The organism is Janthinobacterium rivuli, assembly GCF_029690045.1.
GTDB lineage: Bacteria > Pseudomonadota > Gammaproteobacteria > Burkholderiales > Burkholderiaceae_D > Janthinobacterium > Janthinobacterium rivuli.
Genome location: NZ_CP121464.1, coordinates 1,438,767 through 1,463,664, shown reverse-complemented (window position 1 = coordinate 1,463,664; position 24,898 = coordinate 1,438,767). Strand labels below are relative to the sequence as shown.

The following is a 24,898-nucleotide window of genomic DNA, read 5'->3' as shown; positions in this document are numbered from 1 at the left end:
TTGCAGGCCGCCGGCAAACCGGCGGCCATCACACGATTAGAACTTCTTGTTGAACTCAGCAGTCAACTTCATCGAACGAGGTGCGGTATAGCTCAGTACCGATTCATACAGAGCATAGCGTGCCTGGTTGGTGTTGTAACGCTCGACCACTTTTTGCGTGGTTTGCGTGTCGAACACATTGAAGATGTCCAGTTTAACTGCCAGGCCTGGCACATAAGCTGGTTTGTACGACACGTTCAAGTCCAGGTTTTTGTCCCATGGCAGATTGCCCACGGTTCCGCGTGGCGAAACAACGTTCTGATTGCCAGTTGCACCGAAGCAATAGTGCGAAGCGGACTGATAGTTAAAGCCGACATCGTCTGCCGATTGCGTGTTCGGATTGGTACCGACGCACGAACGTGGGCGGCCCGAAGCGAGCAAGGCGGCGGCACCCAGGGTCCACTCTGGGGTCACGTCGTAGAAGCCATAAGCCTTGATCTGATGCTTACGATCATTTGGCAGGCGGCCATCCGCATAGCGCATCAGTGCTGCGTAATCCCAGGTCTGGGTAGCTGCAACGTCAGCCTGGCCAGTCGTGGTATCGGACAGCGTCTGACCTTCAGTATTGCCGCTGCTGCGCGACAGGGTGTAGTTGATCTTACCATACCAGCCGTTACGGTATGGATGCTCAGCAAACACATCAAGTGCAGCGTAAGTACGCTTGGCCTTGTCGAAGCCCAGGTCTTCCTTCGTCAGGTGGACGCGGGTGTAGTTGGACTGCGTACCAGCGAAGTCAACCAGGAAATCATTTGCTTCGCCTGGGTTGAACGATGCGCAGTTAAAACCGCCGTAGTTCGAAGTATCGATACCATTGCGCTTGGCGTATTTTGCGAACACGCGACCATCGCAGAAGTCATCGATCGTCGATTTCAGGGTACGGTAAGTAACCTTGGCACCGAAATTCAGGCTAGGGTTGTAGGCCTTTTCAAAGCCCAGGGTCAACTCATCCTGATACGACGGCTTCATGTCCAGTGCAGCAACGGTTTTCGGATCTTTTGCTTGACCGAATTCATTGTTTGCAGACAAGACATCCGTCAACTGGGTCAAGCCCGTTGGCGCACCATGTGCATCCGTACCCGTGTAAGCGTAGTACTGGTTGGTGTTCAGCGAACCGTTTGCACCGCGCAAAGCGATCACGGTTGGCATTTGCAGGGTGTAACGGCCTGCGCTACCAAATACTTTAAACGATGCATCGCCATTCACATCCCACACTGCTGCTACGCGTGGAGCGTATTGGTTCTTCATCTCAATATACTTAGTGCCGTCCTGGTTGGCATTGTAGAAGCCCTCACGACGCAGACCTGCGGTCAACAACACGTCCTTCGTCACTTGCCAGCGATCTTCAATGTACTGAGCATCCTGACCAGCGAAAGCATTCGATACGGTCGAGGACAGGACACGCGACACATAAAAACCTTGCGATGCGAGCGGGCCCTTGCCTGCCAGCGCGCCAACTTGGCCGCCAGGAACGTCAAATGGCTTGGTAGCATCTGGGGTCTTGCCGTACAACCACAGTGCGCCACCGGCCAAAGCGTCGCCAGCGTCTGCCGAGGACATCTTGTTATTGTCCAGACCAGCACGCAGGGTGTGGTTGCCAATCTTGTATTCCAAATCCAGACGCTTGGACGTTACGCGGTCGGTGGAACCATTGACTGGTTGATTGGTCGAGAACGGCTGACCACCCGTGTAGTTCAAGCCTGGTGCCTGATCCGCCTTTGCCGCACTCACTTGTGCCAGCGTTGGATCGTAGCCTGTAGGCTCATAGATATGCTTGGCACGCGATTTGCCATACAGGGCAGTGACGGTCAGGTTATCGGAAATGTTACCAACGTAGCGCAGGATATTTGCTTCGCCGCCGTTCGGGTTGAATGGGCCGTATTCTTCGTGGGTTGACGAGTTGACCTTGCTGCCGACGGCGCGGGTCGCGTAATCATACGAACGGAATTGCGTGTTGGTCTCCGGCAGGTCACCGATCGTGGTGAATTCGATACGATGATTATCGGAAATATTCCAGTCCAGCTTACCGTAGTAGCGCTCGGTGGTGGTCTTGTAATCGCGCCAGCCGTTATCACCGTTAGTCAGCGCGGTACGGCCGCCAAAGACGCCATTGCTTTCGGCGCGCGTTTGCTCCAGTGCAACGAAACCGAACAAGGTATCCTTGATCAGCGGACCACCGACATAGGCGGAGTACTGTTTTTGCTCGAATTCATTGTCTTCGCGGCGAATACGCAGGGTCCCGTCTGTTTGCGGGAAAACACCGGTATTGGCGTAGTACATGTCACGGGACTTGGCGCGCAACGACTTCGGTGCGATCGATACCAGTGCACCGGCTTCCCAGGTGTTGGTACCGGATTTGGTCGTGACGTTGACCACGCCGCCAACCGACCGGCCAAACTCAACGCCATAACCGCCCGTCAAAACTTGAGCTTGAGCGATCGCGCCAAATGGGAGTTCCATTGCGCCCAATTGCGACAACGGGTTGGTTACCGGGAAACCGTTGATATAGTAGGCATTTTCCGAAGCGCCGCCACCGCCGAAGCTGGCTCCGGCAGGATAGGTCGGGTCGCCACGGGTGGTGTTCGGGGAGAGTTGAACGATTGCGTCGACGTTACGTGCGATCGGCAACTTGTCCAGCTCGCGTGCGGTAAAGGTCGCGCCATTGGTCGAGCTCGAGATATCGATGCGGTTGCGACGCCCCGTCACTTGCACGGCCTGAACGCCGCCAGCGGCAGGGAAAATTGCCTCGACACCTTGACCGGCCAGCACTTCCAGCGACGTAGTACCAACAACCGATTCGCCCTTCTTCAGCGTTACGGTATAAGTACCGATAGGCAGACTCGTAGCACGGAATGAGCCGTTTGCATCAACTGCCGTGGAACGCGTCTGGTTGGTACCATTGTTTTGCAACACGACGGTATCGCCGGTGCCGCTGCCGACCTTACCAAAAATACTACCTGCTGCGTTCGACTGCGCCATGACGGGCGCAACGACCATGGCGGACATGGCGCCGGCACTGAAGGCCAGCGCCAGCGCGCGTACTAAAACAGTTTTTCTCAACATGTGGTTTCCTAATTATTAGATTAAGCGTCTCTGGTAGAGTTGCTTGGTAAATTTAAGCACTAAATCATGTTTAATACGTTTTTATTTCCGGTTTTAGTTTTTGATGACTTGACACTCCCCGCCACTGATAGGACAGGCTTCAGACAAAACAGGAAAACCTACTTGCCTAAGCGATACATAAAACCATAGGCGATTGTTCACTGTCAACATAGGAGAAAAATATGATGCAAAGATACAACAAAATGAATGGAGCGGGGAAATGGCAAATGCGTCCAAGATTGTGCGGCAATGCACCATTTTGATGCACTGCAAAAAAAACGCATATTAATATGCGAAAAATTATTGTTTAAAAACACATGACGTTGCGTGCGTCTCGCGTGCATGGCCACAATCTGAAATGCCTGGCGTGGCGCGCCTGCAGCCCTTGGCACCCTGCCTTTCAGCACGCGAAGCCTGTGGGATGGCGGCAGGCCTGTTGCAGATTGACAACACACAATCGAATTGAACTATTCAAATCTTAAGTTTTCAATTACATTGTATGAATATCTTCAACGAGAATATTCACATTTGAATATAAGTTATTAGATACACCAACGATTATCAAAATCCTGCAGTGAAATTTTTATATTCAATATTAAAATAAATAACAAATAGAAATATACCCTGCATTCCCTCCCCTCTGAGAAACAAAAAAATCAGCACCATCAAAAAATCATATCTGAACAATCAAAGAAATTAACTCGGAAATGCAATAACCTCGCCATTCCGGGAGAATCGCATCGAGTAATTCCGCAGTTATTAAACGCAATAATTTGAAATAAAAAGCAGACTTGGATGGCCGGTGCCGGAGCGCAGCATCCTTCCCGCGCGCGAAGCTTCAATGTGGCAGCCCCAGCAGCACGCTGCCCCGCCATGCCACGATGGCAGCCGTCCCGAGGCTGCCAAAAATCCCCTCTCCCCGTATCGCTGCTGCACTTCTTGTCCATTCAACTTGGCAAGAAAATTCAGAATTTGCCTATACATATTGATAATCAATTTATTTGACCGCTAGCCCGCCTGATCAACCGGTGCACGGACGTGTGTAATTTGAGCGTGCAAAAACAGCTCCCCAGCACACAAAATGAACTGTGCTCAAAGACAGGTAAAACACCTCGCCATCAACTTTTCAGGCAGAGTTTGCCTACCGCATTGCAAATGCCAGCCGAGGCTGTTCAACGACAGGCTGGCGCACCCAAATGGTGCATTGCGGAAGTTTGCTGTCATGCCATCGCCTCATGTAGCCGATGCCACCATGACGTCTGGGGAAGCGCCGCCTCCTGCGCTGAACCCGGCCGCCGGCAACTTCCATGGGGCAGGAAAATGGCCCGACATCCGCCCGGGCCGCCATGCATTGCGTGCCAGAAGGAGTAAAATGCCGCCTTGCGCCACGCCACGCGGCTGCCCACTCTCCGCTAGATACGGAGCCCTGCACTTTTCGGATAGACACCATGTTGCGACTCAACGAAGTAAAACTCCCCCTCGAACACGACGAAGCGGCCCTGCCCGCCGCCATCCTGGCGCGCCTGGACATAGCCGCCGCCGATTTGCTCGGCTTTACCGTCTTCAAACGCAGCTATGACGCGCGCAAGCGCAGCGCCGTGGTGTTGATTTACTCGCTGCATGTGGACGTCAAAAATGAAGCGGCCGTGCTGGCGCGCCTGCAGCACGATGTGCACCTGATGCCCGCGCCCGATACCGACTACAAATTCGTCGCTGGCGGCGAACAGCTGGCCGGCCACAGCACTGAACCGCGCCCCATCGTCATCGGCACGGGTCCGTGCGGCCTGTTCGTGGCGCTGATCCTGGCGCAGATGGGCTTGCGTCCCCTCATCCTGGAACGGGGCAAGCAGGTGCGCGAACGCACGGTCGACACCTTCGGCTTCTGGCGCAAGCGCGAACTGAATCCGGAATCGAACGTGCAGTTCGGCGAAGGCGGCGCCGGCACCTTCTCGGACGGCAAGCTGTACAGCCAGATCAAGGATCCCAAGCATTACGGCCGCAAGGTCCTGACGGAATTCGTCAAGGCGGGCGCGCCCGAGGAAATCATGTATGTGAGCAAGCCGCACATCGGCACCTTCCGCCTGGTCAAGATGGTGGAAGAAATGCGCGCGAACATCGAGCAACTGGGCGGCGAATACCGTTTCAGCAGCAAGGTGGTCGACCTCGACATCGTCCCCGGTGCCGACGGTGGCCAGGTGCGCGGCGTGGTGCTGGACAATGGTGAAACCATCGCCAGCAACCACGTCGTGCTGGCCATCGGCCACAGCGCGCGCGACACCTTCGAGATGCTGCACAAGCGCGGCGTGTACATCGAAGCGAAACCGTTCTCGATCGGCTTCCGCGTGGAACATCCGCAATCCTTGATCGACAGCTGCCGCTTCGGCCCCAGCGCCGGCCACCCTATCCTGGGCGCGGCCGACTACAAGCTCGTGCACCACGCCAGCAATGGCCGTTCCGTCTACAGCTTCTGCATGTGTCCGGGCGGCACGGTGGTGGCGGCCGCCTCGGAACCGGGCCGCCTGGTGACGAACGGCATGAGCCAGTATTCGCGCAACGAGCGCAACGCCAACAGCGCCATCGTCGTCGGCATCACGCCGGCCGACTACCCGGGCGACCCGCTGGCCGGCATCGCCCTGCAGCGCGAACTGGAAGAGCGCGCGTTTGCCTTGGGCGGCGGCAACTACGATGCCCCGGGGCAATTGGTCGGCGACTTCGTCGCTGGCCGCGCCTCGACGGAGTTCGGCAGCGTGGTGCCGTCCTACAAGCCGGCCGTGCACCTGACGGACCTGGCGCCGTCCTTGCCCGAATACGCGATCACGGCCCTGCGTGAAGCGTTTCCGGCGTTCAACAAGCAGATCAAGGGCTACTACAAGGCCGACGCCGTGCTGACGGGCGTGGAAACGCGTACCTCGTCGCCGATCCGCATCAAGCGCCGCGACGACAACCTGCAAAGCCTGAACACGCGCGGCCTGTTCCCCGCTGGCGAAGGCGCCGGCTATGCGGGCGGCATCCTGTCGGCGGCCGTCGATGGCATCAAAGTGGCAGAGGCGGTAGCGCTGTCGATGGCCGCCGCCTGAGGTCCGTACAGCAGATCAGGCTGCCAGCGGTAGCCTGATCTGTATATGGCAGCCGGGTGTGCTGTCGATGGCGCACACCTGGCCGCCCAGTTGCTGCACGATCGTGTAGACGATGTGCATGCCCAGGCCGGAGCCGCCCTGGCCCCGCTTGGTGGTGAAAAACGGTTCAAACATGTGTTCGCGCACGGCCGGCGCCAGGCCGATGCCGTCGTCGGAAAATTCCAGCAGCAGCCAGCGCGTAGCCGCCTCATCACCGTCCGCCTCGATGCGCGCGCGTATCGTGATGCGCCCCGGCCCGCCCTGCGGATAGCCGTGGCGGGCGCTGTTCATCAACAGGTTCGAGAGGATTTGCGACAGCTTGCCGGCCGCCAGGCGCACCTGGCAATCGGGCGCGATATCGAGTTCCACGCCCAGCGCCGCCTTGCGCAGTTCCGGGCTGTGCGCCGACACCAGGCCGTGCACATAGTCGTGCAGGGCCAGGTCGGCCACGTATTCGCTGACCTGGTCCACGGCCAGCTGCTTGAAGTTGCCGATCAGGTCGGCGGCGCGCGCCAGGTTGCGCTCGATCAAGGCGGCCGCGCCTTTCAGCGACTCGGCAATGTCGATCAGTTCGGCGCGGCTGACCTTGGCGCCGCCCAGCAGTTGCACCAGCTGGTCGGCATAGCTGCCCATGCTCGACGCCGCCGTCAGCGCCACGCCGATGGGGGTGTTGACTTCATGCGAGACCCCGGCCACCAGCGAACCGAGGGCCGCCATCTGCTCCTGCTCGATCAGGTTCGCCTGCGCCGCCAGCAGCGATTCGCTGCGCTGGCGCACGATTTCTTCCAGCTGTTGGGTGCGCTCCTGGTGCTGCAGCTCGGCCGCGCCGCGCGCCGAGAAGATCGACAGCAGCAGCAAGGCCAGCAAACGCTTGTTTTCATCGATGGGCCGCGTGTCGATGGCCGACAGGATGCCCAGGGTCTTGCCATCGGTATCGATCAGCGGCATGCCGACATAGCTTTCCGCCCGCATGTCGACCAGGAGGCTATCGAATGGAAAGCGACGCTGGATATCGCTGCCGTGAAAACACATGCTCTGGCAGGTCACGTCCTGGCAAGGCGTGTGCTGCAGGCTGTATTCGATATTCGGCTGGTAGCCATCGCCGCCCCACAGGGCCAGGGTGCGGATGCCTTCGCTGCCATCGTCCAGGCGCACCAGGCGCCCGGCGATCACATAGTGCACGTCGAGTGCTTCGGCCAGGTCTTTGACGAGAATGCGCAGGAAGTCGTCGCCACGGGCGTGCGCCGTCGAGGCGGTAATCGAGCGCAGGGCCGCTTCCGCCAGGGTGCGCCGCTGCTCGGCATCGAACAGGGGTTCTTGCGAATTCACATCGAACAACGGAATACTCATGAATGCTCCTGCACGGCACCGCAAGCGCAGCCACGCCTGCCGGCGCGGCGACTCTCAGCCATGGCCCGCCCCAGCGGACCTGCCGCGATTGTACCCCTGGCTATTGCTTAATAATACAGATACACAGGAATTTTTTACAGCCAGCCGGAACGCTTGAACAAGTAATACATATAACCGCAGACACAGCTCATCACTGCCACGGCGGCCGGATAGCCATAATGCCAGTCCAGCTCCGGCATGAACTTGAAGTTCATGCCCCAGATGCCGGCAAACGCCGTGAACACGGCAAAGATGGCCGCCCAGGCTGCCAACTGCTTGTTCACTTCACTCTCGTCGATGGCCACCATCGACAGATTCACCTGGATGGCCGTGCTGATCGTGTCGCGGATGGTGTCGAGCGTGCCGTTGATGCGCGCCAAGTGGTCGTGCACGTCGCGGAAATACTCCTGGGTATCGTGGCACAGCGGCGGCACGCGGCCGCCGTGCAGCTTGCCCACCGCTTCCATCAGGGGCGCGACCACATGGCGCAAGACCATGACCTTGCGTTTCAACTGATACAGCCGTTCAATATTGTCGCGCTCGGTGCCACGGTCGAAGATGCGGTCCTCGATCAGTTCCAGCTCCGATTCCAGCGCGTCGAGCACGGGAAAGTAACGGTCGACGACGGCGTCCATCAGCGCGTACAGCACGAAGGCCGAACCCTGGCGCAGCAAGTGCGGTTCGCGCTCGGCGCGCGCGCGGACACCAAGGAAACCTTGCGAGCTGTTGCTGCGCGACGAGAGCACGTAGTTGGCGCCGACAAAAATGTCGACTTCGCCCAGCACCAGTTCGTTCTCGACCATTTCCACGGTTTTCACGACGGCAAACAGGGAATCGCCATATTCCTCGATCTTCGGGCGCTGGTGGCCCCGCTGTGCGTCCTCGACCGCCAGTTCGTGCAGGCAAAACTCGTGCTGCATCTGTTTCAGTTCGTCCGGCGTGGCGTCGAGCAGGGCGACCCAGACGAAACAATCGGGGCGCTCGACGTAATCGCTGATGTCGTCGATCGGCAAGTCGGCCAGTTTTTTGCCATCCTGGTAGGCCACGCAGTTAATCAGCATACAGTTCCACAATAAAGTTAAGACCGGACGAAACAGTCCGGCAGGCGCCAGCTTACCTTATCGCCTGTCATTGTTGTGGGTGTTGTGGCGTGCGAGAAACGCCGCAAGGGGAAGCGGACGGGGCATAAACCCCGTCCGGACGGCAATCAGTCGTCCTTGGCGCCGTCGATGCCCAGTTCGGATATCTTGCGGGTGATGGTGTTGCGGCCGATGCCCAGGCGCACGGCGGCGTCATTCTTGCGCCCGTGCGTATGCTTGAGCGCCGTCTTGATCAGGGCCGACTCGAATTGCCGCCCCAGCACGGCCATGACTTCCTGCTGCCCTGCGCCCAGCATGCCGGCCGCCTGCAATTCCAGTAAACCAATCCAGCCCGGCGGCGCGCCATTGGCAGGCGCGGCCGCTTCAAAGACCTGGCCGCCCTGCGCATGGGCAACGGCCGCCGGCACAGCTTCGCTCGCCGCCACCGTGGCGGCGCCATCGCCCTGCCCCTGCGTCAGTTCCAACGGCAAGTCCTTGATTTCCACCGTCTGGCCTGGCGCCATGACGGTGATCCAGTTGCACAGGTTTTCCAGCTGACGCACATTGCCGGGCAAGTCGAGGCTGCTCAAGAACTGCATCGTCGGCTCGCTCATGCGCTTGGCTTCCACGCCCAGCTGACGCGCGCTTTGCACCAGGAAGTGGCGCACCAGAATGGGGATATCCTCGCGCCGCTCCCGCAAACTGGGCAGGCGCAGCCGGATCACGTTCAGGCGGTGATACAAGTCTTCGCGGAACAGGCCGTCACGCACGCGCTGCTCGAGGTTCTGGTGCGTGGCCGTAATGACGCGCACGTTCGCCTTCATGGGCTGATGCCCGCCGACGCGATAGAAATGGCCGTCGGACAATACGCGCAGCAAGCGCGTCTGCAGGTCGAACGGCATGTCGCCGATTTCATCGAGGAACAAGGTGCCGTTCTCGGCTTGCTCGAAGCGGCCGCGGCGCGTCGTCTGCGCGCCCGTAAAGGCACCGCGTTCATGGCCGAACAGTTCCGATTCCAGCAAATCCTTGGGGATGGCCGCCGTGTTCAGGGCAATGAAGGGCTGCGCCGCGCGCGGGCTGTGCTTGTGCAGCGCGCGCGCCACGAGTTCCTTGCCGGAACCGGATTCGCCCGTGATGAGCACGGTGACATTCGATTGCGACAGGCGGCCGATGGCGCGAAACACTTCCTGCATGGCCGGCGCCTGGCCGAGGATTTCCGGCGTTTCCGACGGGCCCGACTCAACGCTGGTCTCGCGCAGGCTTTCTTCCAGCGCGCGGCGGATCAGCTCGACAGCCTTGTCGATGTCAAACGGCTTGGCCAGGTATTCGAAGGCGCCGCCCTGGAAGGCTGCGACGGCCGAATCGAGGTCGGAAAAGGCCGTGATGATGATGACTGGCAAGCCGGGAAAGCGCGACTTGACCGTCTGCAGCAATTCCAGGCCGGACGCGCCCGGCATGCGGATATCGGACACGAGCACTTGCGGCGTGTCAAATTCCAGCGCGGCGATGGCGTCGCGCGCATTGGCAAAACTCTTGGTGGCGAGATTTTCCCGCGCCAGGGCTTTTTCCAGCACCCAGCGGATTGATTCGTCGTCGTCAACTATCCAGATTGGCTTCATTAGTGTGTGCGTCCCGCAATGGATTTCATGGGTGGGATACCGCCTCGCTTATGGCAAGGGTAGAACGATCCTGAAATCGGTGTATCCAGGCCGGCTTTCGCACTCGATCACGCCCAGGTGCTGTTGCACGAAGGTTTGCGCCAAGGTCAGTCCCAACCCACTGCCGCCTTCCCTGCCCGACACCAGCGGGTAGAAAATCCGGTCGCAGATCTGGGGTGCGATGCCCGGTCCATTGTCAATGATATGCAAGTCTAATGCCAGGCCGTAACGGACCTTGGCCAGGGTCACCTGGCGCGCCACGCGCGTCTTGAAAATGAGCTCGGCATCGCCCGCTTCGATGCGTTCGGCCAGTGCCTGCGCCGCGTTATGCGCGATGTTGAGCACGGTCTGTATCAATTGCTCCTTGTCGCCGCGAAACTCGGGAATCGACGCGTCGTAATCGCGCGAAATGGTCAGGCCGCTGGGAAACTCGGCCAGGATCAGGCTGCGGACCCTTTCACACACTTCGTGGATATTCACGTCGCCGACGATATGCGGGCGGCGGTGCGGCGCCAGCAGGCGGTCGACCAGGGTTTGCAGGCGGTCCGCTTCCTTAATGATCACTTGCGTGTATTCGCGCAGCTCGCTCAGGTGCAGGGCCGGCAATTCCAGCTCCAGCAGCTGCGCCGCGCCGCGGATGCCGCCCAGCGGGTTCTTGATTTCATGCGCCAGGTTGCGGATCAGCTCCTTGTTGACCTGGCTCTGGTCGAGGATGCGCTCCTCACGGTCGAGTTTTAATTGCTGCACGTTTTCGCGCAGCTCGATCAGCACGCCGTCGCGCGGCGCGTCGAGCGCGCTGACGATGCTGTGCACGCGCAGCGGCTCGCGCCCCAGGCGCTCCAGGCTCAGATCCTGGCGCAAGTCGGAAAATTTATGTTCGAGCGCCTGCGCGCAAATGCCGGCCAGCTCCTCGGGATTCAAGAACAGCGCCGTCAGCTTTTGCCGCGACAAGGCCTTCAATGAGCTTTCCAGCAAGTTTTCCGCCGCCGCGTTGGCATAGCTGATGCGGCCATCGCCATCGAGCAGGATCACGGCCGAGGCCAGCAAATCAAGGCCGGCCAGGTGGGCGGGACGGCTGGAATGGTTGTCTAGTGTCATGTGCTTTACCGAATATTCGCGATCTCGCGTTTCAGGGCCTCGACGTTCTGCTGTGTCCGGCCAATGTTGTCCTTCAACTGCGCCACTCTTTCCTGGTATTTCGCATAGTTACGCTCATTGCCCTGGCGCTCGGGCTGGCCGGCATTGAATTCCAGCCGCTGCGCCGCCAGCTTCTGCTCTTCGCTGCGCAATTCGTCCTGCAGGATCTGGCGCCGGTCCAGGTCGCGCGCGCGCTGTTCGGCGCCATCGACCTTGGGAAACGCGCCAGCGGCAGGCGCAGCCGTGGCCGCCGCCTGCGTGGCGGGCCGGGCCGGCGCGCCGGCCAGCGGCGCCGTCCTGCGTGGCGGCTCCGTCATGGCGCCCGGCAAATCGAGCAGCTGGCAATGCGCGCCAGCCCGCTTGTCCGTGTACGTCTTGTGTCCTTGCGCATCGGCGCAGACATACAGCTGCCCGTGCGCCTGTGCCGCCGCGCCCAGCAATCCTGCCATCAGCGCCATTCTGTAATGCTTGGTCAATCTTCACTCCTGTCGGCTCGTGCCGTATCAATCCTTGGCCGACTATACAACACCGTACTGGCGCCGCATTGGTACTGCATAAAAAAACGCGGGCGAGACCATCGCCTCACCCGCGTTTTTTATTCACTACCGGCACATTGCCGGCGTGGCGCCATTACAGCGAGTAGTACATGTCGAACTCGGCAGGATGCGTGGTCATGCGCATGCGCTGTACGTCCTGCATTTTCAGTTCCAGGTAAGCGTCGATCATCGAATCGCTGAACACGCCGCCACGGGTCAGGAACTCGCGGTCCTTGTCCAGTGCATCCAGAGCTTCTTCCAGCGAAGCGCATACGGTCGGGATCAGTGCGTCTTCTTCTGGCGGCAGATGGTACAGATCTTTCGAGGCGGCTTCGCCCGGATGGATCTTGTTGGCAACGCCGTCCAGGCCAGCCATCAGCAGTGCGGCGAAGCACAGGTACGGGTTCGCCAGTGGATCCGGGAAGCGCGCTTCGACGCGGCGGCCTTTTGGATTGGCCACGTGCGGGATACGGATCGAGGCGGAACGGTTTTTCGCCGAGTACGCCAGTTTCACTGGTGCTTCGTAGCCTGGTACCAGACGCTTGTACGAGTTGGTGCCCGGGTTGGTGATCGCGTTCAGTGCCTTGGCGTGCTTGATGATGCCGCCGATGTAGTACAGGGCGAAATCGGACAGGCCGGCATAGCCGTCGCCAGCGAACAGGTTTTTGCCATCTTTCCATACGGATTGATGCACGTGCATGCCCGAACCGTTGTCGCCAACGATAGGTTTCGGCATGAAGGTGGCGGTCTTGCCATAGCTGTGCGCCACGTTCCACACCACGTATTTCAGGTTTTGCGTCCAGTCGGCGCGCTCGACCAGGGTCGAGAACTTGGTGCCGATTTCATTCTGGCCGGCGCCGGCCACTTCGTGATGATGTACCTCAACCGGGATGCCCAAGGACTCGAGAATCAGGCACATTTCCGAACGCATGTCCTGGAAGCTGTCCACTGGTGGCACGGGGAAGTAGCCGCCCTTGACGGTAGGACGGTGGCCGCTGTTGCCGCCTTCGATGTCCTTGCCGGTCGACCACGAACCTTCGTCCGAACCGATCTTGACGAAGCAGCCCGACATGTCGATCTTCCAGCGCACGCTGTCGAAGATGAAGAATTCTGGCTCAGGGCCGAAGTAGGCGGTGTCGCCCATGCCCGACGATTTCAGATAGGCTTCGGCGCGTTTCGCGATCGAGCGCGGGTCGCGGTCGTAGCCCTTGCCGTCCGACGGTTCGATCACGTCGCACTGCATGAACAGGGTCGTTTCTTCCATGAACGGGTCGATATTGGCCGTGTTTGGATCCGGCAGCAAGATCATGTCGGACGCTTCAATGCCTTTCCAGCCAGCGATCGAAGAACCGTCAAAGGCGTGGCCCGACTCGAATTTGTCCATGTCGAAGTGCGACACGGGAACCGTCACGTGCTGCTCTTTACCACGGGTATCAGCAAAGCGGAAATCAACGAATTTGACTTCGTTTTCTTCTACCATCTTCAAGACTTCTGCGGCTGTCATTGCCATGCGTATCTCCTAAATGAATGTGGGGTGAGCCGACCTTAGTGCGTCTGGGCTGATGAAGCGAAGCAAACATTGCGTGCCACCAAAACTCATAAGGATCATAGCAGATTCCATGCCAGCTTCTGATGGGATGTGGCGGCCCAGGTCAAAACCCGGCCTTGCCAGTGAAAGTTTTCCTGCCCGCGATTTTCCTGCTGCGTTTGCGTCAAATCAAGAATGCACTAAGCAAGTGCAAAAAACGAATAACGCACCATTATCGTGCATTTTGTGCCGATTCTTGAAAAATGCCTCGTTGTGGTGCATACGCGATGCACCATGGTTTTCCGTTTGCGAGGCGCGGACGGCGCACTATAATCGTCCACACCTGCCCACTTTCATCGAGGACGCCATGACCACCGCCGCCGACATCCTGACCACCGCCCGCAGCCGGGCCAATGAAGGTACGCCGTATGCCGGCGCCGTCACGCCGCAGGAAGCGTATGACCTGCTGCAGGGCGATCCCGCCGTCAAGCTCATCGATGTGCGCACGAATGCCGAGCGCGACTGGGTGGGCCGGGTCGACATCGCCGATACCCAGCATGGTGCGGTGCAGTGGGCCACCTATCCCGGTGGCGTGCCGAATCCCGATTTCCTCGCGCAGCTGGCCGCCCAGGCCGGCAAGGACGAGGTGCTGCTGTTCCTGTGCCGCTCCGGCGTGCGTTCGCGCCACGCCGCCAAGCTGGCGACCGAGCACGGCTACCTGCACTGCTTCGACATCCTCGAAGGCTTCGAGGGCGACAAGGACGCCGACGGCCACCGCAAGCAGATCGGCGGCTGGTGCAAGGCGGGGTTGCCGTGGCTGGGCGCCTGACGCTGCCAACTGACTATCTGAACAGTGTTTGATCTGGCGGGCCACCTTGCGGCCCGCCATCGGCTACAACCATCCATGCGCGCCCGATTTTTTCAACTGCGGCGCAAATTCTTCTTGCGAACGTGTACCTTATATAGTACAACGTAGAGGTGCGTCATGGATGCTTCCGGCTTGCGGCAGATTACCCTGCTGTTCTATGCGAACGGCAATGGCGGCGAACCCGTGCGCGACTGGCTCAAGTCCTTGCCAGTTGAAGAGCGCCATATGATCGGGCAGGACTTGATGCATGCGCAATGGCGCTGGCCCGTCGGCATGCCCTTGTGCCGCCATTTGGGGCAAGGATTGTCGGAAGTACGCAGCAGCCTGCCCGGCAACCGCATCGCGCGCGTGCTGATCTGCCATCACGGCGACTGCCTGGTGGCGCTGCACGGCTTTATCAAGAAAACCCGTGCCACGCCCGATGACGACCTGGCGCTGGCCCGAAAACGCTACAAGGAACTGACATGAACGCCACCTCACCCCACCTCGGCAGCAGTCTCGACGACTTCCTCAAGGAAGAAGGCATCTTCGAACAAACGCAAAACCGCGCCATCAAGGAAGTGATCGCCTGGCAATTGACGCAGGCGATGCAGGAACAATCGATGTCGAAGACGCGCATGGCGGCCCTGCTGCAGACGAGCCGCTCGCAACTCGACCGCCTGCTCGACCCCAGCAGCGACGTCACCCTGTCGACCCTGGAGCGGGCCGCCGCGCTGGTGGGACGCAAGCTGTCGATCACCCTCGTTTAGTACGCCTATCAAAACCTACTACGCGTCGTAATTTGCGGTCTGCGATGCTCACTGTACCTTCGTACAGTTGCGCTTCTCAACCACAACTTCCTTCCGCTCGCTACGGTTTTTATTAGGCGTTGTTAAGCGAGTGAATTGCTCAGGCCGGCTCGCCCGCCTCGGCGGCAGGATGCTCGCCCATCAGGGACAGGATGCGCTTGCGCACGAAATTGATGTGGCTGCGCAAGCCATACAAACCATCGGCAAACGACAGGGGAATCGAGATCTGGTTGACCATCTCCTCGATCTGGTCCAGCCGTTTCAATTGCGCCGCATACACTTGCGCACGCTGCTCTGGCGGCACGTCTTCCAGCGCCTGCTCGACCGTGCGCAACTGGCCATACCAGCGGTACACGCGTGAGCGGATGCGCCACACGTACAAGGGCGGCACCACGCGCGACAGCGGTAAAATCAGCGCGCCCAAGGCCACCACCAGCACCCACATGCGATCAAAGAAATTGGCCAGCCAGAAACTCATGTAGCGCTGCAGCACGGGCGCGCCATCCTTGTAGAATTTCAGCGCTTCCGGCGCCACGGGAATTTCCGTGTAGCGCGCGGACGGGAACTGCCCCTGCTGCTGGAACCAGCCCGTGCCGCCATGGATGCCGGCCGCCGCCTGCACGAACAGGTCGACCAGGGCCGGATGCAAGTCTTCGCGCGCCACCAGGGTGGCCGTCGGCGCGATCAAATGATAATCCTGCGCGGGAATATTCTGCCCCAGGTCGACGATGCCGCGTGGCAAGACAACATGCGTGAGGAAAGGCAAACGCCGCGTGTAGGCTTCCGCTTGCGAAAAATCAAACAGCTTGATGCCCGGCGTTTGCAGCAGCATCTGGATCAGCGGCGCTTCCGGTGCCGAGCTGAACACGAGACCGTCGATGCGCCCCTCCAGCAGCTCCACCGTGGCGGGCGTGTTTTGCAAGTCGCTCACCGTCAATTCCTTCGCTTCGACGCCATTCACAGACAGCAACTGCCGGAACAGGCCGGGCACGCCCGTGCCCTCCGGCCCCAGGTTGATCTTCAGGCCCTTCAGTTGCGTCAGTTCCGTCACGGCCTTGTCTTCGCGCATGAAGAGCCAGACGGGTTCCGTAAACAGGCTGCCCAGGGAAATGAGGCCATGGCGCTCGGCATCGTCGTGTTCCGTCGAGCCGCTTTGCACGAAAGCAATATCGGTCTTGCCCGCGTTCAGGCGCTGCAGGTTTTCCTGCGAACCCAGCGACGGTTGCAAGGTCACCTTGATGCCGTGTTTGGCCAGGGTAGCCGCATATTTCTTGCCGAATTCTTCGTACGCGCTATTGTCCTGCCCCGTCGACAGGCTCACCTGGCGTGGCGGCGCCGGGTCGACCAGCCAGTAAGCGAGCGCGCAAAACGCGCCGACCAGCAGCAAGGTGGGACCGGCGGTGGCGAGAAAATCGCGCACGGAAAAGCGGCTGAACGCGAGGATTTTGGACATGTGGTGGCGCATAGGTTTCATGGGTGGCTACGATGCCAAGAAAACCTCAACTATGCAAGGCACTTTCACATGCGCGGCGTGGCCAAATCCGCTACAGTGCAAGATCAACCATTTGTCCTCCGGAGCCCCGCATGCTGAAAATTCTTGGAAAAGCCGCCTCGATCAATGTCCGCAAAGTCCTGTGGACGTGCGAGGAACTCGACCTGCCCTACGAACGCGAAGACTGGGGCAGCGGCTTTCGCGCCACGGACGACCCGGCCTTCCTGACCTTGAACCCGAACGCCATGGTGCCCGTGCTGCTCGACGGCGACCTGGTGCTGTGGGAGTCGAACACGATATGCCGCTACCTGTGCGCCCAGGCGGGACGCGACGACTTGCTGCCAAGCATGCCCCGCGCCCGCGCGGAAGTGGAAAAATGGATGGATTGGCAGATGGGTGACCTGAACAACAACTGGCGCTACGCCTTCATGTCGCTGGTGCGCCACAGCCCGGCGCACCAGGATGCGGCCCAGCTGGTGGCCGGTATTTCCGGATGGAACAAGATGATGGGCGTGCTGGAACAGCAGCTGCAGCGCACGGGCGCCTTCGTCTGCGGCGAAACGTTCACCCTGGCCGATATCGTGCTGGGCCTGTCCGTCAAGCGCTGGCTGATGGCGCCGATGCAACGCCCCGACTACCCGGCCATCGCCGCGTATCACGCGCGCCTGGAAGATAAAACGGCCGTGTTTGCCGGTTAATCGAGTTCGATTGCCTCGACCGTGCCGCCGATGACGTAGCAATCGCCATCGCGGCGCACCTCATCCAGGGTCGCCGGCTCATCGTGCATGTAGGTGCCGTCGATATCCACGCACCAGACATCGCCGTAACGCAGCAGCTTCACGCCGCAGCAGATGCGGTTGATGAAGTTGCCCGGCGTCTTCATCATCAATTCGCGCACGTCGCCCACGGTGACGGCGACCTGGCGCCAAACATTGCCTTCCAGCCCATGATTTCTTGCGTACAAGACGATGCGCACGGCCTGCACGCCGCCGGGCTGATACTGCTGCTCGATGGACACGAGCGCGCCATCGTCAAAGCGGTGGTATTGCTGAAAAATCTGCTGCGTCCTGTCCAATTGCACTCCTCAAAAAAAACGCCGGCCTTGCGGGCCGGCGTTCACACAGGCTAGATATTTTTAGTTAGTGCACTGCTTGGCCACGCCTTCGGCCGGCGCGGGCGCCTCGATCAGCGGCATCAAACTCGGCGCCAGCGACACCAGCAGTTGCACGGGCAAGGCGCTGGTGAAATCGTAGTTTTTCGATTCCGGCCCCCGCACATACGCCGTCATGCTGCCATAGAAGCGCTCGCCGATATTGAAGACGAACGTGGCCGAACGGTTCACATAGCGCGACTCGATCAGGCGGCCACCGGCGCCATACACGTCGAAACGCTGGTCGCCCGTGCCCGTCTTGCCGCCCATCGGGATAGGCACGCCGTCGGCGCCGACAAACGCCGTCTTCGCCCGTTTCGCCGTGCCGTCCGACACCACTTCGCGGATGGCCTTGGCCACCGCTTTCGCCACGTCCGGCGACAGGACTTGCTCCGCTTCCACCTTCGTGCCCCGCTTGACCATGGTGTCATACGGCGTGTTGGCGGCGAAATGCATGGAATCGATGCGCACGCTCGGCTTGCGCACGCCATCGTTGATGATGATGCCCATCAACTCGGCCAGCGCGGCAGGACGGTCGGCCGAGGCGCCCAGGGTCGTCGCATACGACGGCACGAGCGAGTCGAAGGGATAGCCCATCTTCTTCCACTGGCGGTGGATTTCCAGGAAACCTTCCACTTCCAGCAAGTTGGCGATGCGGCGGTCCTGCGCATGCTTGCGGTGCGTATTGAACAACCATTTATAGACTTCCTGGCGTTCCTTCTCGCTGGCCGCCACCATCTGCGACAGGGTGGAGCCTTCGTGCTGGCGCAGATACGCCACCATCCACAGTTCCAGCGGATGCACGTTGGCCAGATAACCGCGGTCGGCCAGCGACCAGTTTTCCATCGCGTACTGCTGGTACATCCTGGCCACGCGCTCGGGCGGCACTTCGTTTTGCGACGTCAGGTTGGCGTTGAGGAAATCGCCAAATTCCGCGACGGTCCCCTTCGGATTGACGGTGCGGAAGATATTGGCCAGGCGCACGGGGGTCGGGCGGATGCTGGCCAGCAGGATTTTTTCCTGCTCGTCGACGCTCTTGCCGCGGTACTTCTGGTAGAAGCGGTGCAGGAATTCGCGCCCCTCCTTGTCGGCAAAACGGCTCAGGTACTGGGCGCGGCGCGGATCATCGGCGTCCGCCAGCAGCGAGGCCGAGGAATCGGGACGCGAGAACATGTAGTAGCGGGCCACGTCGCGCATCAGGCGTACGAACACCAGGTTAGTCGACTGGCGCAGCGCCTGCTGCACCGTCATGATGCGGCTGTCGTCAAGCTTGGAGAAGTTGCCGAAGTGGTGCAAGCCGCCGCCCGTGAAGAAGCCTTCGCCCGGGTTGCCCGAGTATTTGCGTTCCATGGCGGCCGCCAGCATGGCCGGCAGGTTGCGCGCCTCGCCGATGGCCAATGGTTTCAGATAGGCAATCGCCCACTGCGACAGCATGTCCTTCGGATCGACGGCGATCTTGCCAAGCTCGCTAGCACCCATGCCGCTGTAGCGCTGGTGCAACTGGTCGATGATGTCCATATACGTCACCAGGGTGCGCAGCTTGGCCGTGGAACCCAAGTCCAGCTTGGCGCCTTCGTTGATGTCGAGCGGCTGGTCGTAGTTATCGGTCTGCACGCGCAGCAAGTTGGCCTGGTCGCCCTTTTGCAGCAAGGTAAAGCTGTAGACGACATTGGCCGGGTCGCCATTGCCCAGCATGCCTTTGCCCGTCAAGCCGGCCGCTTTCGCCACTTCCGGGTCGCGCAATTCGCGCAAGACCTTGGTGACGGCGTTTTGCGCCTGCGCATCGAGCGTGCTAACCACTTTCAGGTCGAGGCGGTCAAGGTTGTACAAGCGCGGATCGCCGAGCATGCTGGCCAGGTGGTTGCGCACGGCATTCGAGGCCTTGCGCGTGACGAACGAGGTCGATGCCTCCGATTGCACGCCAGAGGCCGTCGACGGGCGCAGCTTCTCGGCGATGGCCGCGTTGCGCAGCTGCGGCGAGATCACGCCCGCTTGCGCCAGCAGGCGCAGATGGCTGTTGGTCAGTTCTTCCAGGTCAGCACCGCCGGCCACCAGGTAATGCGAAGGACGGCGCTGCGCGATCAGCAGGCTCAGCGCCTGCTTGTAGGCCAGCGCACTGCCCGGCTGGTCCATATTACCCTTGAGCAAAGTTTTCACTTCAGCAAATGGACGGCCATACCAGACCCACATGCCGTCGCCAATGCCGTTGACTTCGCCAAAACCGCTCTTGGCCGACAGCGGCACGGTGTTGAGGTAGTTGACGACGATCTTGCGCCGCGCTTCCATGGTGTTTTCGCCATCCTGGTAGGAGCGCAGACTGGCCGAAATCATCTGCATCAGCTTGTCCTGCATGGAACTGGTGCGTCCGTCTTCCGAATGGCGATATTTTTCAATCTGCGTGGCCAGGGTGCTGCCGCCGCCACCGCGGTGGCCGCCGAACAGGTTCAGCGCCTTGTCGAGGACAGCCTTGCTCAGGCGGTCCCACTCCACGGCGGGATTGCGCTCGGGCGTGCCCGGGTCCAGCAATTCGCGGTTTTCGATGAACAGCAGGCTTTGCACGAGCGCGGGCGGCGCTTCGGCAAAGCCGTCGAACATGCGCTCGGGATAACTGGCCGCGAACAGCGGTGCGGCGCGGCAATCGAGGATGGTCAGTCCTGCGCGGTTTTTCTCGTGATACGTGGCAAAAATGCCCCGGTCGACCAGTTGCACCATCTTCGGCGACATGCGCGCCTGCGCCGTCACGGCATAGTCGCGCGCGTTGAGCTTGGTGATGAAGTCAGGCAAGCTGGCATAGCCGAGCCGCTCGTCATACGGGCCGTGCTGCGGATAGCGGATGGCGCCCGCCGGTGCGGGGCCGGGCTCGACCTTGAACGCCAGCTGGCGGTCCAGGCGCGTGAAAAACTCCGCCTGCAGGGCCGAGGTGCGCACTTCGCGCATGACGAACCATGCCACGCCGGCGATCAGCGCCAGCGCGATGATGGCAAAGATGGGCCAGATGCGCGAACGGCGCTTCTTCGGCGGACTCGCCGGCGGCGGCGCCTCGGCGCCCGTGTCGGAAAGTGGATCAGAAGGGGGCCGCTCTTGCGCGGCCAGATTGACGCCTGTGTCTTTCATGGGATGCTGGGATAAAGTTGGGTTTGGACGGCGCGGGAAATGCGGTAGCGATACCGCTCCGCGCGGGATAAGACGAGGGCCAGCCAGGGCCGGTCACAACAAAGCTTGCTTAACATGATGTCCATACCGGTGAATCAAAAAAACACGTTACTGCACAGGCAGGCGACCCCGCGTTCGACACGCAAGGCCCCTGTTCACCATTCCACCACATCGGCATGAAAACGACTGACGAGCGCACACAAAAATCTTGCTTCATTGAAGATTTTCGCAAAAAAACAACGTCTTGGAATGTACGCTTGCGTACATAGATGCAAAGCGGGCTGGACGCCAGCGAAAAAGCCGCCGGCGCCGGGCTGGCTGCAGCTCAGATGGTGGTGTATTCGGCCTGCAAGGTATCGAGCGCGGCGCACATCTGCGCGAAGGCGGCCGTCGCTTGCGCGGGCTCGCCCTTGACGCCCAGTTCGATATGCCGGCGCGTCTGCGCATCGCCCACGCTGGGCAGGCTGAATACCTTAATCAGCGGAAACTCCGCTTCCAGGCGCACCATCAGCGGCGTCAGCAGGGATTCGGCCGTTTCATACACGAGCAAGGCATGTTCCGCGTGCGGCACCTGGTTGAACAGGTGCGGGTAATGCGTGTCGAGCACCCATTCGATCATGGGCCAGGACATGACGGGAAAGCCCGGCACGAAGTAATGCTCGCGCACGGCAAAGCCGGCAATCTTGTTGTACGGATTCGGAATCAGCTCGGCGCCATCGACAAATTCCGCCATTTTCAGGCGGTGCAGGTTTTCCGGCGAGTTCAAATCGGCCGGCACGCCCGCCTCTGCTCCCATTTCCGTGATGCGCTGCTGGATATTGACCTTGCCCTGCGGATGCAGCACCAATGGCAAGCCCAGCGCATCGGCCGCCGCCTGGCGCGTATGGTCGTCCGGCGTGGCGCCGATGCCGCCAAAGCTGAAGACGATGTCGCCGCTGGCAAAGCTGCGCTTGAGCAAGGCAACCAGGCGGGCCGGCTCGTCGCCCACGTATTCCGCCCAGCTCAGCTGCAATCCGCGTTGCTTGAGCATTTGTACTACTTTCGGGAAATGCTGGTCCGTGCGCTTGCCCGACAGGATTTCGTCGCCGATGATGATCAATCCGATAGCCATGAAGCTCCCTCGTAGAATTCGATAATAATGGTCAGGCGTCGGCCGGCGCCACGTCGGTCATGCCGCGTACGCCCCGCAAACGCGACAGTGCTTCCAGGCAGTAATACTGGAACCACAAACCCGTAAAGATAAAGATCAGCACATACAGCCAGATGGCAAACGCCGCCAGGAAGGGGAAAAACACCACCGACATCACGCCGCCCATCCACAGCATGCCCGGCACGGCGCCGGCCGCGCCGGACACCATGCCGATGGCCAGCAGGGGCCAGCGCTGCTCGCGCATGATGGCGTGGCGCTCTTCCGCGCTGGCGTAGTCGGCCATGGCGTCGTACGCCATCACGCGGTACGTCAGCCAGCCCCACAGCACGGCCTGCCCCGCCAGTGCGGCCGGCGGAAACGCGTACAGGGGCAGCATCAGCACCCAGACCAGGATAAACAGCAGGAATGTCGCCAGCGAAGTGGCGACGCTGCCGAGCAGGCTGCCGCCATGCTTCTTGTCCAGTTGCGGAAAGTGCCGTCCGCCAATATGGCGGCCGATGGCCGGCATGGCGAACAGGCCCATGAAGATCAGCGCCGTCAGGATCATCAGCGGCAGCAGCATGAACATGGCGATCAGCGGCACGATCACGGCTTTCAGCACGCCCAGGCCAAAGGTGGACAACACCTGGCCGCTGGTGCGGAAGAAATCGTACTGCGTGAACAGCGCATGCAGGCTGTCGATCAGCGGCTGCAAGCCCACATACAGCAATCCGCCCCAGAGCACCAGTGAGAGGATGAAGGGCGCCACGCTCAGCAGCAATATCCTGCCATGCAATTGCGACAGGAAAGCACGGCCATACGAATTCAACACATTACGCATCAACGGCGTCCTTTTCGTTTAACTCTTGCAAATTCCACCATGCGGCGCAGGCCCAGCCATTGCTGCTGCCAGAAGCCGCGGCCATACTCGCGTCCGGGGCGGCCCACGCCATTGCTGTCGATGCGGGCCAGCTGGTCGCGCACGCCCGTGCGCGCATAGCCCGACGAGAAATTCGCGGTGCCCAGCAGCATATCCCAAATTGGCAAGACCACGCCGAAGTTGCAACCACCCATGCTGCCCTTTCCCTTCGACTCGTGCCCCACGCCGATCGCATGGTGCGTGCGGTGGAAACGGGGCGAGATCAAGAGCCGCTCGCCGATGCGGCCGAAGTGTATCCTCACATTCGCATGCTGCAAGCTTTGCAGAATGCGCGAAATCGACACCAGCAGCACATACTGGCCCGGCGGCACGCCGATACCGAGCGCCACCAGGGCCATCACCACGTCGCGTAAAAAATCGTCGAGCAAGTGGTTGCGGTCATCGCTCCACAAGTTCATGTTTTGCTGGCTGTGATGCAGGCTGTGCAAGCCCCACCACCAGCCGAAATGGTGCGAGGCCCGATGGTAGCAATAGTCGACGAAGTCCAGTATCACAAAATAAATGATAAAACTGAGCAAGGGACTGATGCCGGGCAACAGCGATTCCAGGTTCAAGGGATGAATATTGTCGAAACGCAAGGCGCCCGCCAAGGCATCCATCAGCGGATCGAGCGTAAAGAAGACCACGACGGAAAACAGGCCGATGCGGTGCAGCACGGTGTACAAAAAATCGTTCCAGCGGGCGCGCGGGTCGGTGATCTTTTGCGCGGGAATCAGGGCTTCGAGCGGACGCAGCACGAGAAACAGCAGCACCAGTTCGCACAGGCCGATCAGCAGCCATTCCGTTCCCTCGAACGCTTCTTCCGTGAATTCGCCAAAGCCCAGGTGATACACGAGCGGATTGACGATGGTCTGGAACAGCCAGCCTTGCGCCACGCCAAAAGCGTCGACCACCGTGTCGATCACGGGCGTGACGTAGCCGAGGATATCGGCGGCGATCATGGCTGGCCCTTCTTTTGCGCGTAGGCAGGATGCTCGCGCAGGGTGGCAAAGCAGAACCCCTTGTCTTGCAATCCGCCAATCAGGGCGTCGAGGTTGGCCGGCGCCCACGCATCCTTGCGCGACCAGATGCCCATGTGCGCAATGAAAATGTCGCCGCTGCGCAAGTTCGCCAGGGCTTTTTTCAGCAGCATGGCGTTCGGATATTTATCGCTGGGCAGTTCATCGCCCGAATACCCCGCCGGCGCCCAGCCCGCATGCTGGTAGCCGCAGGCGCTGCCGGCCGCCTGGGTGCGCGGCGACGTGTAGCCGCCCGGCGCGCGCCAGAACGGGTCAAGCTTATGCCCGGTCAACTCCTGGAAGCGCGTATCGACGCGGCGCAATTCCTCGCAGAACTGCTTGTCGGTGAAGGAAGCGAGCTTGCCGCCATCCTTGCCGAACTGCGGCTTGACCTGGATCAAGCCGTTGGCCAGATCCTTCTTCCAGTACACGTGGTCAAACGTATGCGTGCCGAATGCATGGCCTTCGGCGACCCTGGCTTTCCAGTACGGCGCCCACGAGGCATCGAGCGAATAGTCGCCGCGCGTGGTCTTTTCATTGGCCAGGAAGAAAGTTGCCTTCACATGGCGCTGATTGAGCACGTCGGCGATCAGCTGCGCTTGCGACTGGCTGCCCGTGTCGAAGGTCATGTAGATCGTGCCCTTGCAAGCGGCCGGGGCCGAAGATGCGGCTGGAGCCTGTGCGGCTTGGGCTGCCGGCACCGGTGCGGCGGCATGCGCGGGCGACAGCATGGCGCTGGCGCACAGCAGCATGGCGGGCACGCAGCCCGCGAAAGTGAGGCGTTTCATCATCACACCCG

19 protein-coding genes are annotated in these 24,898 nt (G+C 60.5%); 5 read left to right on the top strand and 14 right to left on the bottom strand.

What is annotated here, in order from left to right; genetic code table 11:
- Positions 1-36: 36 nt before the first annotated feature.
- The gene (locus tag P9875_RS06625) at positions 37-3,099 is read right to left on the bottom strand and encodes a TonB-dependent receptor (RefSeq protein ID WP_099400768.1); all 3,063 of its coding nucleotides are present in this window, start codon (positions 3,097-3,099) and stop codon (positions 37-39) included.
- 1,487 nt (positions 3,100-4,586) lie between these two features.
- On the opposite strand from P9875_RS06625, the gene P9875_RS06620 reads away from it, so the two are divergent.
- The gene (locus P9875_RS06620) at positions 4,587-6,215 is read left to right on the top strand and encodes an NAD(P)/FAD-dependent oxidoreductase (protein ID WP_035825150.1); all 1,629 of its coding nucleotides are present in this window, start codon (positions 4,587-4,589) and stop codon (positions 6,213-6,215) included.
- A 15-nt stretch (positions 6,216-6,230) separates the two neighbouring features.
- On the opposite strand, the gene P9875_RS06615 is transcribed toward P9875_RS06620, so the two are convergent.
- From P9875_RS06615 to glnA, 6 genes are all read right to left on the bottom strand, one after another.
- Positions 6,231-7,604, bottom strand: coding sequence for a GAF domain-containing sensor histidine kinase (locus P9875_RS06615; protein WP_278317889.1), 1,374 nt, complete (start codon positions 7,602-7,604; stop codon positions 6,231-6,233).
- 134 nt (positions 7,605-7,738) lie between these two features.
- Positions 7,739-8,704, bottom strand: a complete 966-nt coding sequence (gene corA, locus P9875_RS06610; protein WP_034760218.1) for a magnesium/cobalt transporter CorA — start codon at positions 8,702-8,704, stop codon at positions 7,739-7,741.
- Positions 8,705-8,850: 146 nt separating this feature from the next.
- On the bottom strand, positions 8,851-10,341 hold the full coding sequence (gene ntrC / locus P9875_RS06605) for a nitrogen regulation protein NR(I) (RefSeq protein ID WP_035825145.1): 1,491 nt from the start codon (positions 10,339-10,341) through the stop codon (positions 8,851-8,853).
- A 48-nt stretch (positions 10,342-10,389) separates the two neighbouring features.
- Positions 10,390-11,478 (bottom strand): nitrogen regulation protein NR(II), encoded by a 1,089-nt coding sequence (gene glnL, locus P9875_RS06600; protein ID WP_278317888.1) that lies wholly within the window; start codon positions 11,476-11,478, stop codon positions 10,390-10,392.
- A 5-nt stretch (positions 11,479-11,483) separates the two neighbouring features.
- Positions 11,484-11,966, bottom strand: coding sequence for a DUF4124 domain-containing protein (locus tag P9875_RS06595; RefSeq protein WP_099401069.1), 483 nt, complete (start codon positions 11,964-11,966; stop codon positions 11,484-11,486).
- 181 nt (positions 11,967-12,147) lie between these two features.
- Positions 12,148-13,563 (bottom strand): type I glutamate--ammonia ligase, encoded by a 1,416-nt coding sequence (gene glnA, locus P9875_RS06590; protein ID WP_029496182.1) that lies wholly within the window; start codon positions 13,561-13,563, stop codon positions 12,148-12,150.
- A 385-nt stretch (positions 13,564-13,948) separates the two neighbouring features.
- Between glnA and P9875_RS06585 the strand changes: the two genes are divergently transcribed.
- From P9875_RS06585 to P9875_RS06575, 3 genes are all read left to right on the top strand, one after another.
- Positions 13,949-14,410: a rhodanese-like domain-containing protein gene (locus P9875_RS06585; RefSeq protein WP_070303347.1), complete on the top strand. Its 462-nt coding sequence runs from the start codon at positions 13,949-13,951 to the stop codon at positions 14,408-14,410.
- 156 nt (positions 14,411-14,566) lie between these two features.
- Entirely contained in the window at positions 14,567-14,917 is a 351-nt protein-coding gene (locus tag P9875_RS06580; RefSeq protein WP_176388880.1) for a type II toxin-antitoxin system RelE/ParE family toxin, read from the top strand.
- Complete coding sequence (locus P9875_RS06575) at positions 14,914-15,198, top strand: XRE family transcriptional regulator (RefSeq protein WP_099400765.1); 285 nt, start codon at positions 14,914-14,916, stop codon at positions 15,196-15,198. The genes P9875_RS06580 and P9875_RS06575 overlap by 4 nt, the downstream gene beginning before the upstream one ends.
- A 139-nt stretch (positions 15,199-15,337) precedes the next feature.
- Here P9875_RS06575 and P9875_RS06570 read toward each other — a convergent pair whose 3' ends face one another.
- Positions 15,338-16,690 carry a TAXI family TRAP transporter solute-binding subunit gene (locus P9875_RS06570; protein ID WP_278317887.1) on the bottom strand — a complete coding sequence of 451 codons (1,353 nt, stop codon included), beginning with the start codon at positions 16,688-16,690 and terminating at the stop codon, positions 15,338-15,340.
- A 131-nt stretch (positions 16,691-16,821) separates the two neighbouring features.
- On the opposite strand from P9875_RS06570, the gene P9875_RS06565 reads away from it, so the two are divergent.
- Positions 16,822-17,427, top strand: coding sequence for a glutathione S-transferase family protein (locus P9875_RS06565; protein WP_278317886.1), 606 nt, complete (start codon positions 16,822-16,824; stop codon positions 17,425-17,427).
- On the opposite strand, the gene P9875_RS06560 is transcribed toward P9875_RS06565, so the two are convergent.
- The 6 genes from P9875_RS06560 to P9875_RS06535 form a co-directional block, all read right to left on the bottom strand.
- Positions 17,424-17,804, bottom strand: a complete 381-nt coding sequence (locus P9875_RS06560) for a hypothetical protein (protein ID WP_099400763.1) — start codon at positions 17,802-17,804, stop codon at positions 17,424-17,426. The two genes, P9875_RS06565 and P9875_RS06560, sit on opposite strands and share 4 nt — an antisense overlap.
- 60 nt (positions 17,805-17,864) lie before the next feature.
- Positions 17,865-20,993 (bottom strand): transglycosylase domain-containing protein, encoded by a 3,129-nt coding sequence (locus P9875_RS06555; protein WP_278317885.1) that lies wholly within the window; start codon positions 20,991-20,993, stop codon positions 17,865-17,867.
- 364 nt (positions 20,994-21,357) lie between these two features.
- Positions 21,358-22,143, bottom strand: a complete 786-nt coding sequence (locus tag P9875_RS06550) for a competence/damage-inducible protein A (protein ID WP_278317884.1) — start codon at positions 22,141-22,143, stop codon at positions 21,358-21,360.
- Positions 22,144-22,174: 31 nt separating this feature from the next.
- Complete coding sequence (locus P9875_RS06545) at positions 22,175-23,002, bottom strand: EI24 domain-containing protein (RefSeq protein ID WP_099400760.1); 828 nt, start codon at positions 23,000-23,002, stop codon at positions 22,175-22,177.
- Positions 23,002-24,042, bottom strand: a complete 1,041-nt coding sequence (locus tag P9875_RS06540; protein ID WP_423221821.1) for a sterol desaturase family protein — start codon at positions 24,040-24,042, stop codon at positions 23,002-23,004. The genes P9875_RS06545 and P9875_RS06540 overlap by 1 nt, the downstream gene beginning before the upstream one ends.
- Positions 24,039-24,890 carry a polysaccharide deacetylase family protein gene (locus P9875_RS06535; protein WP_423221820.1) on the bottom strand — a complete coding sequence of 284 codons (852 nt, stop codon included), beginning with the start codon at positions 24,888-24,890 and terminating at the stop codon, positions 24,039-24,041. Before P9875_RS06535 ends, P9875_RS06540 begins: the two co-directional genes overlap by 4 nt.
- Between the last annotated feature and the right edge of the window lie 8 nt (positions 24,891-24,898).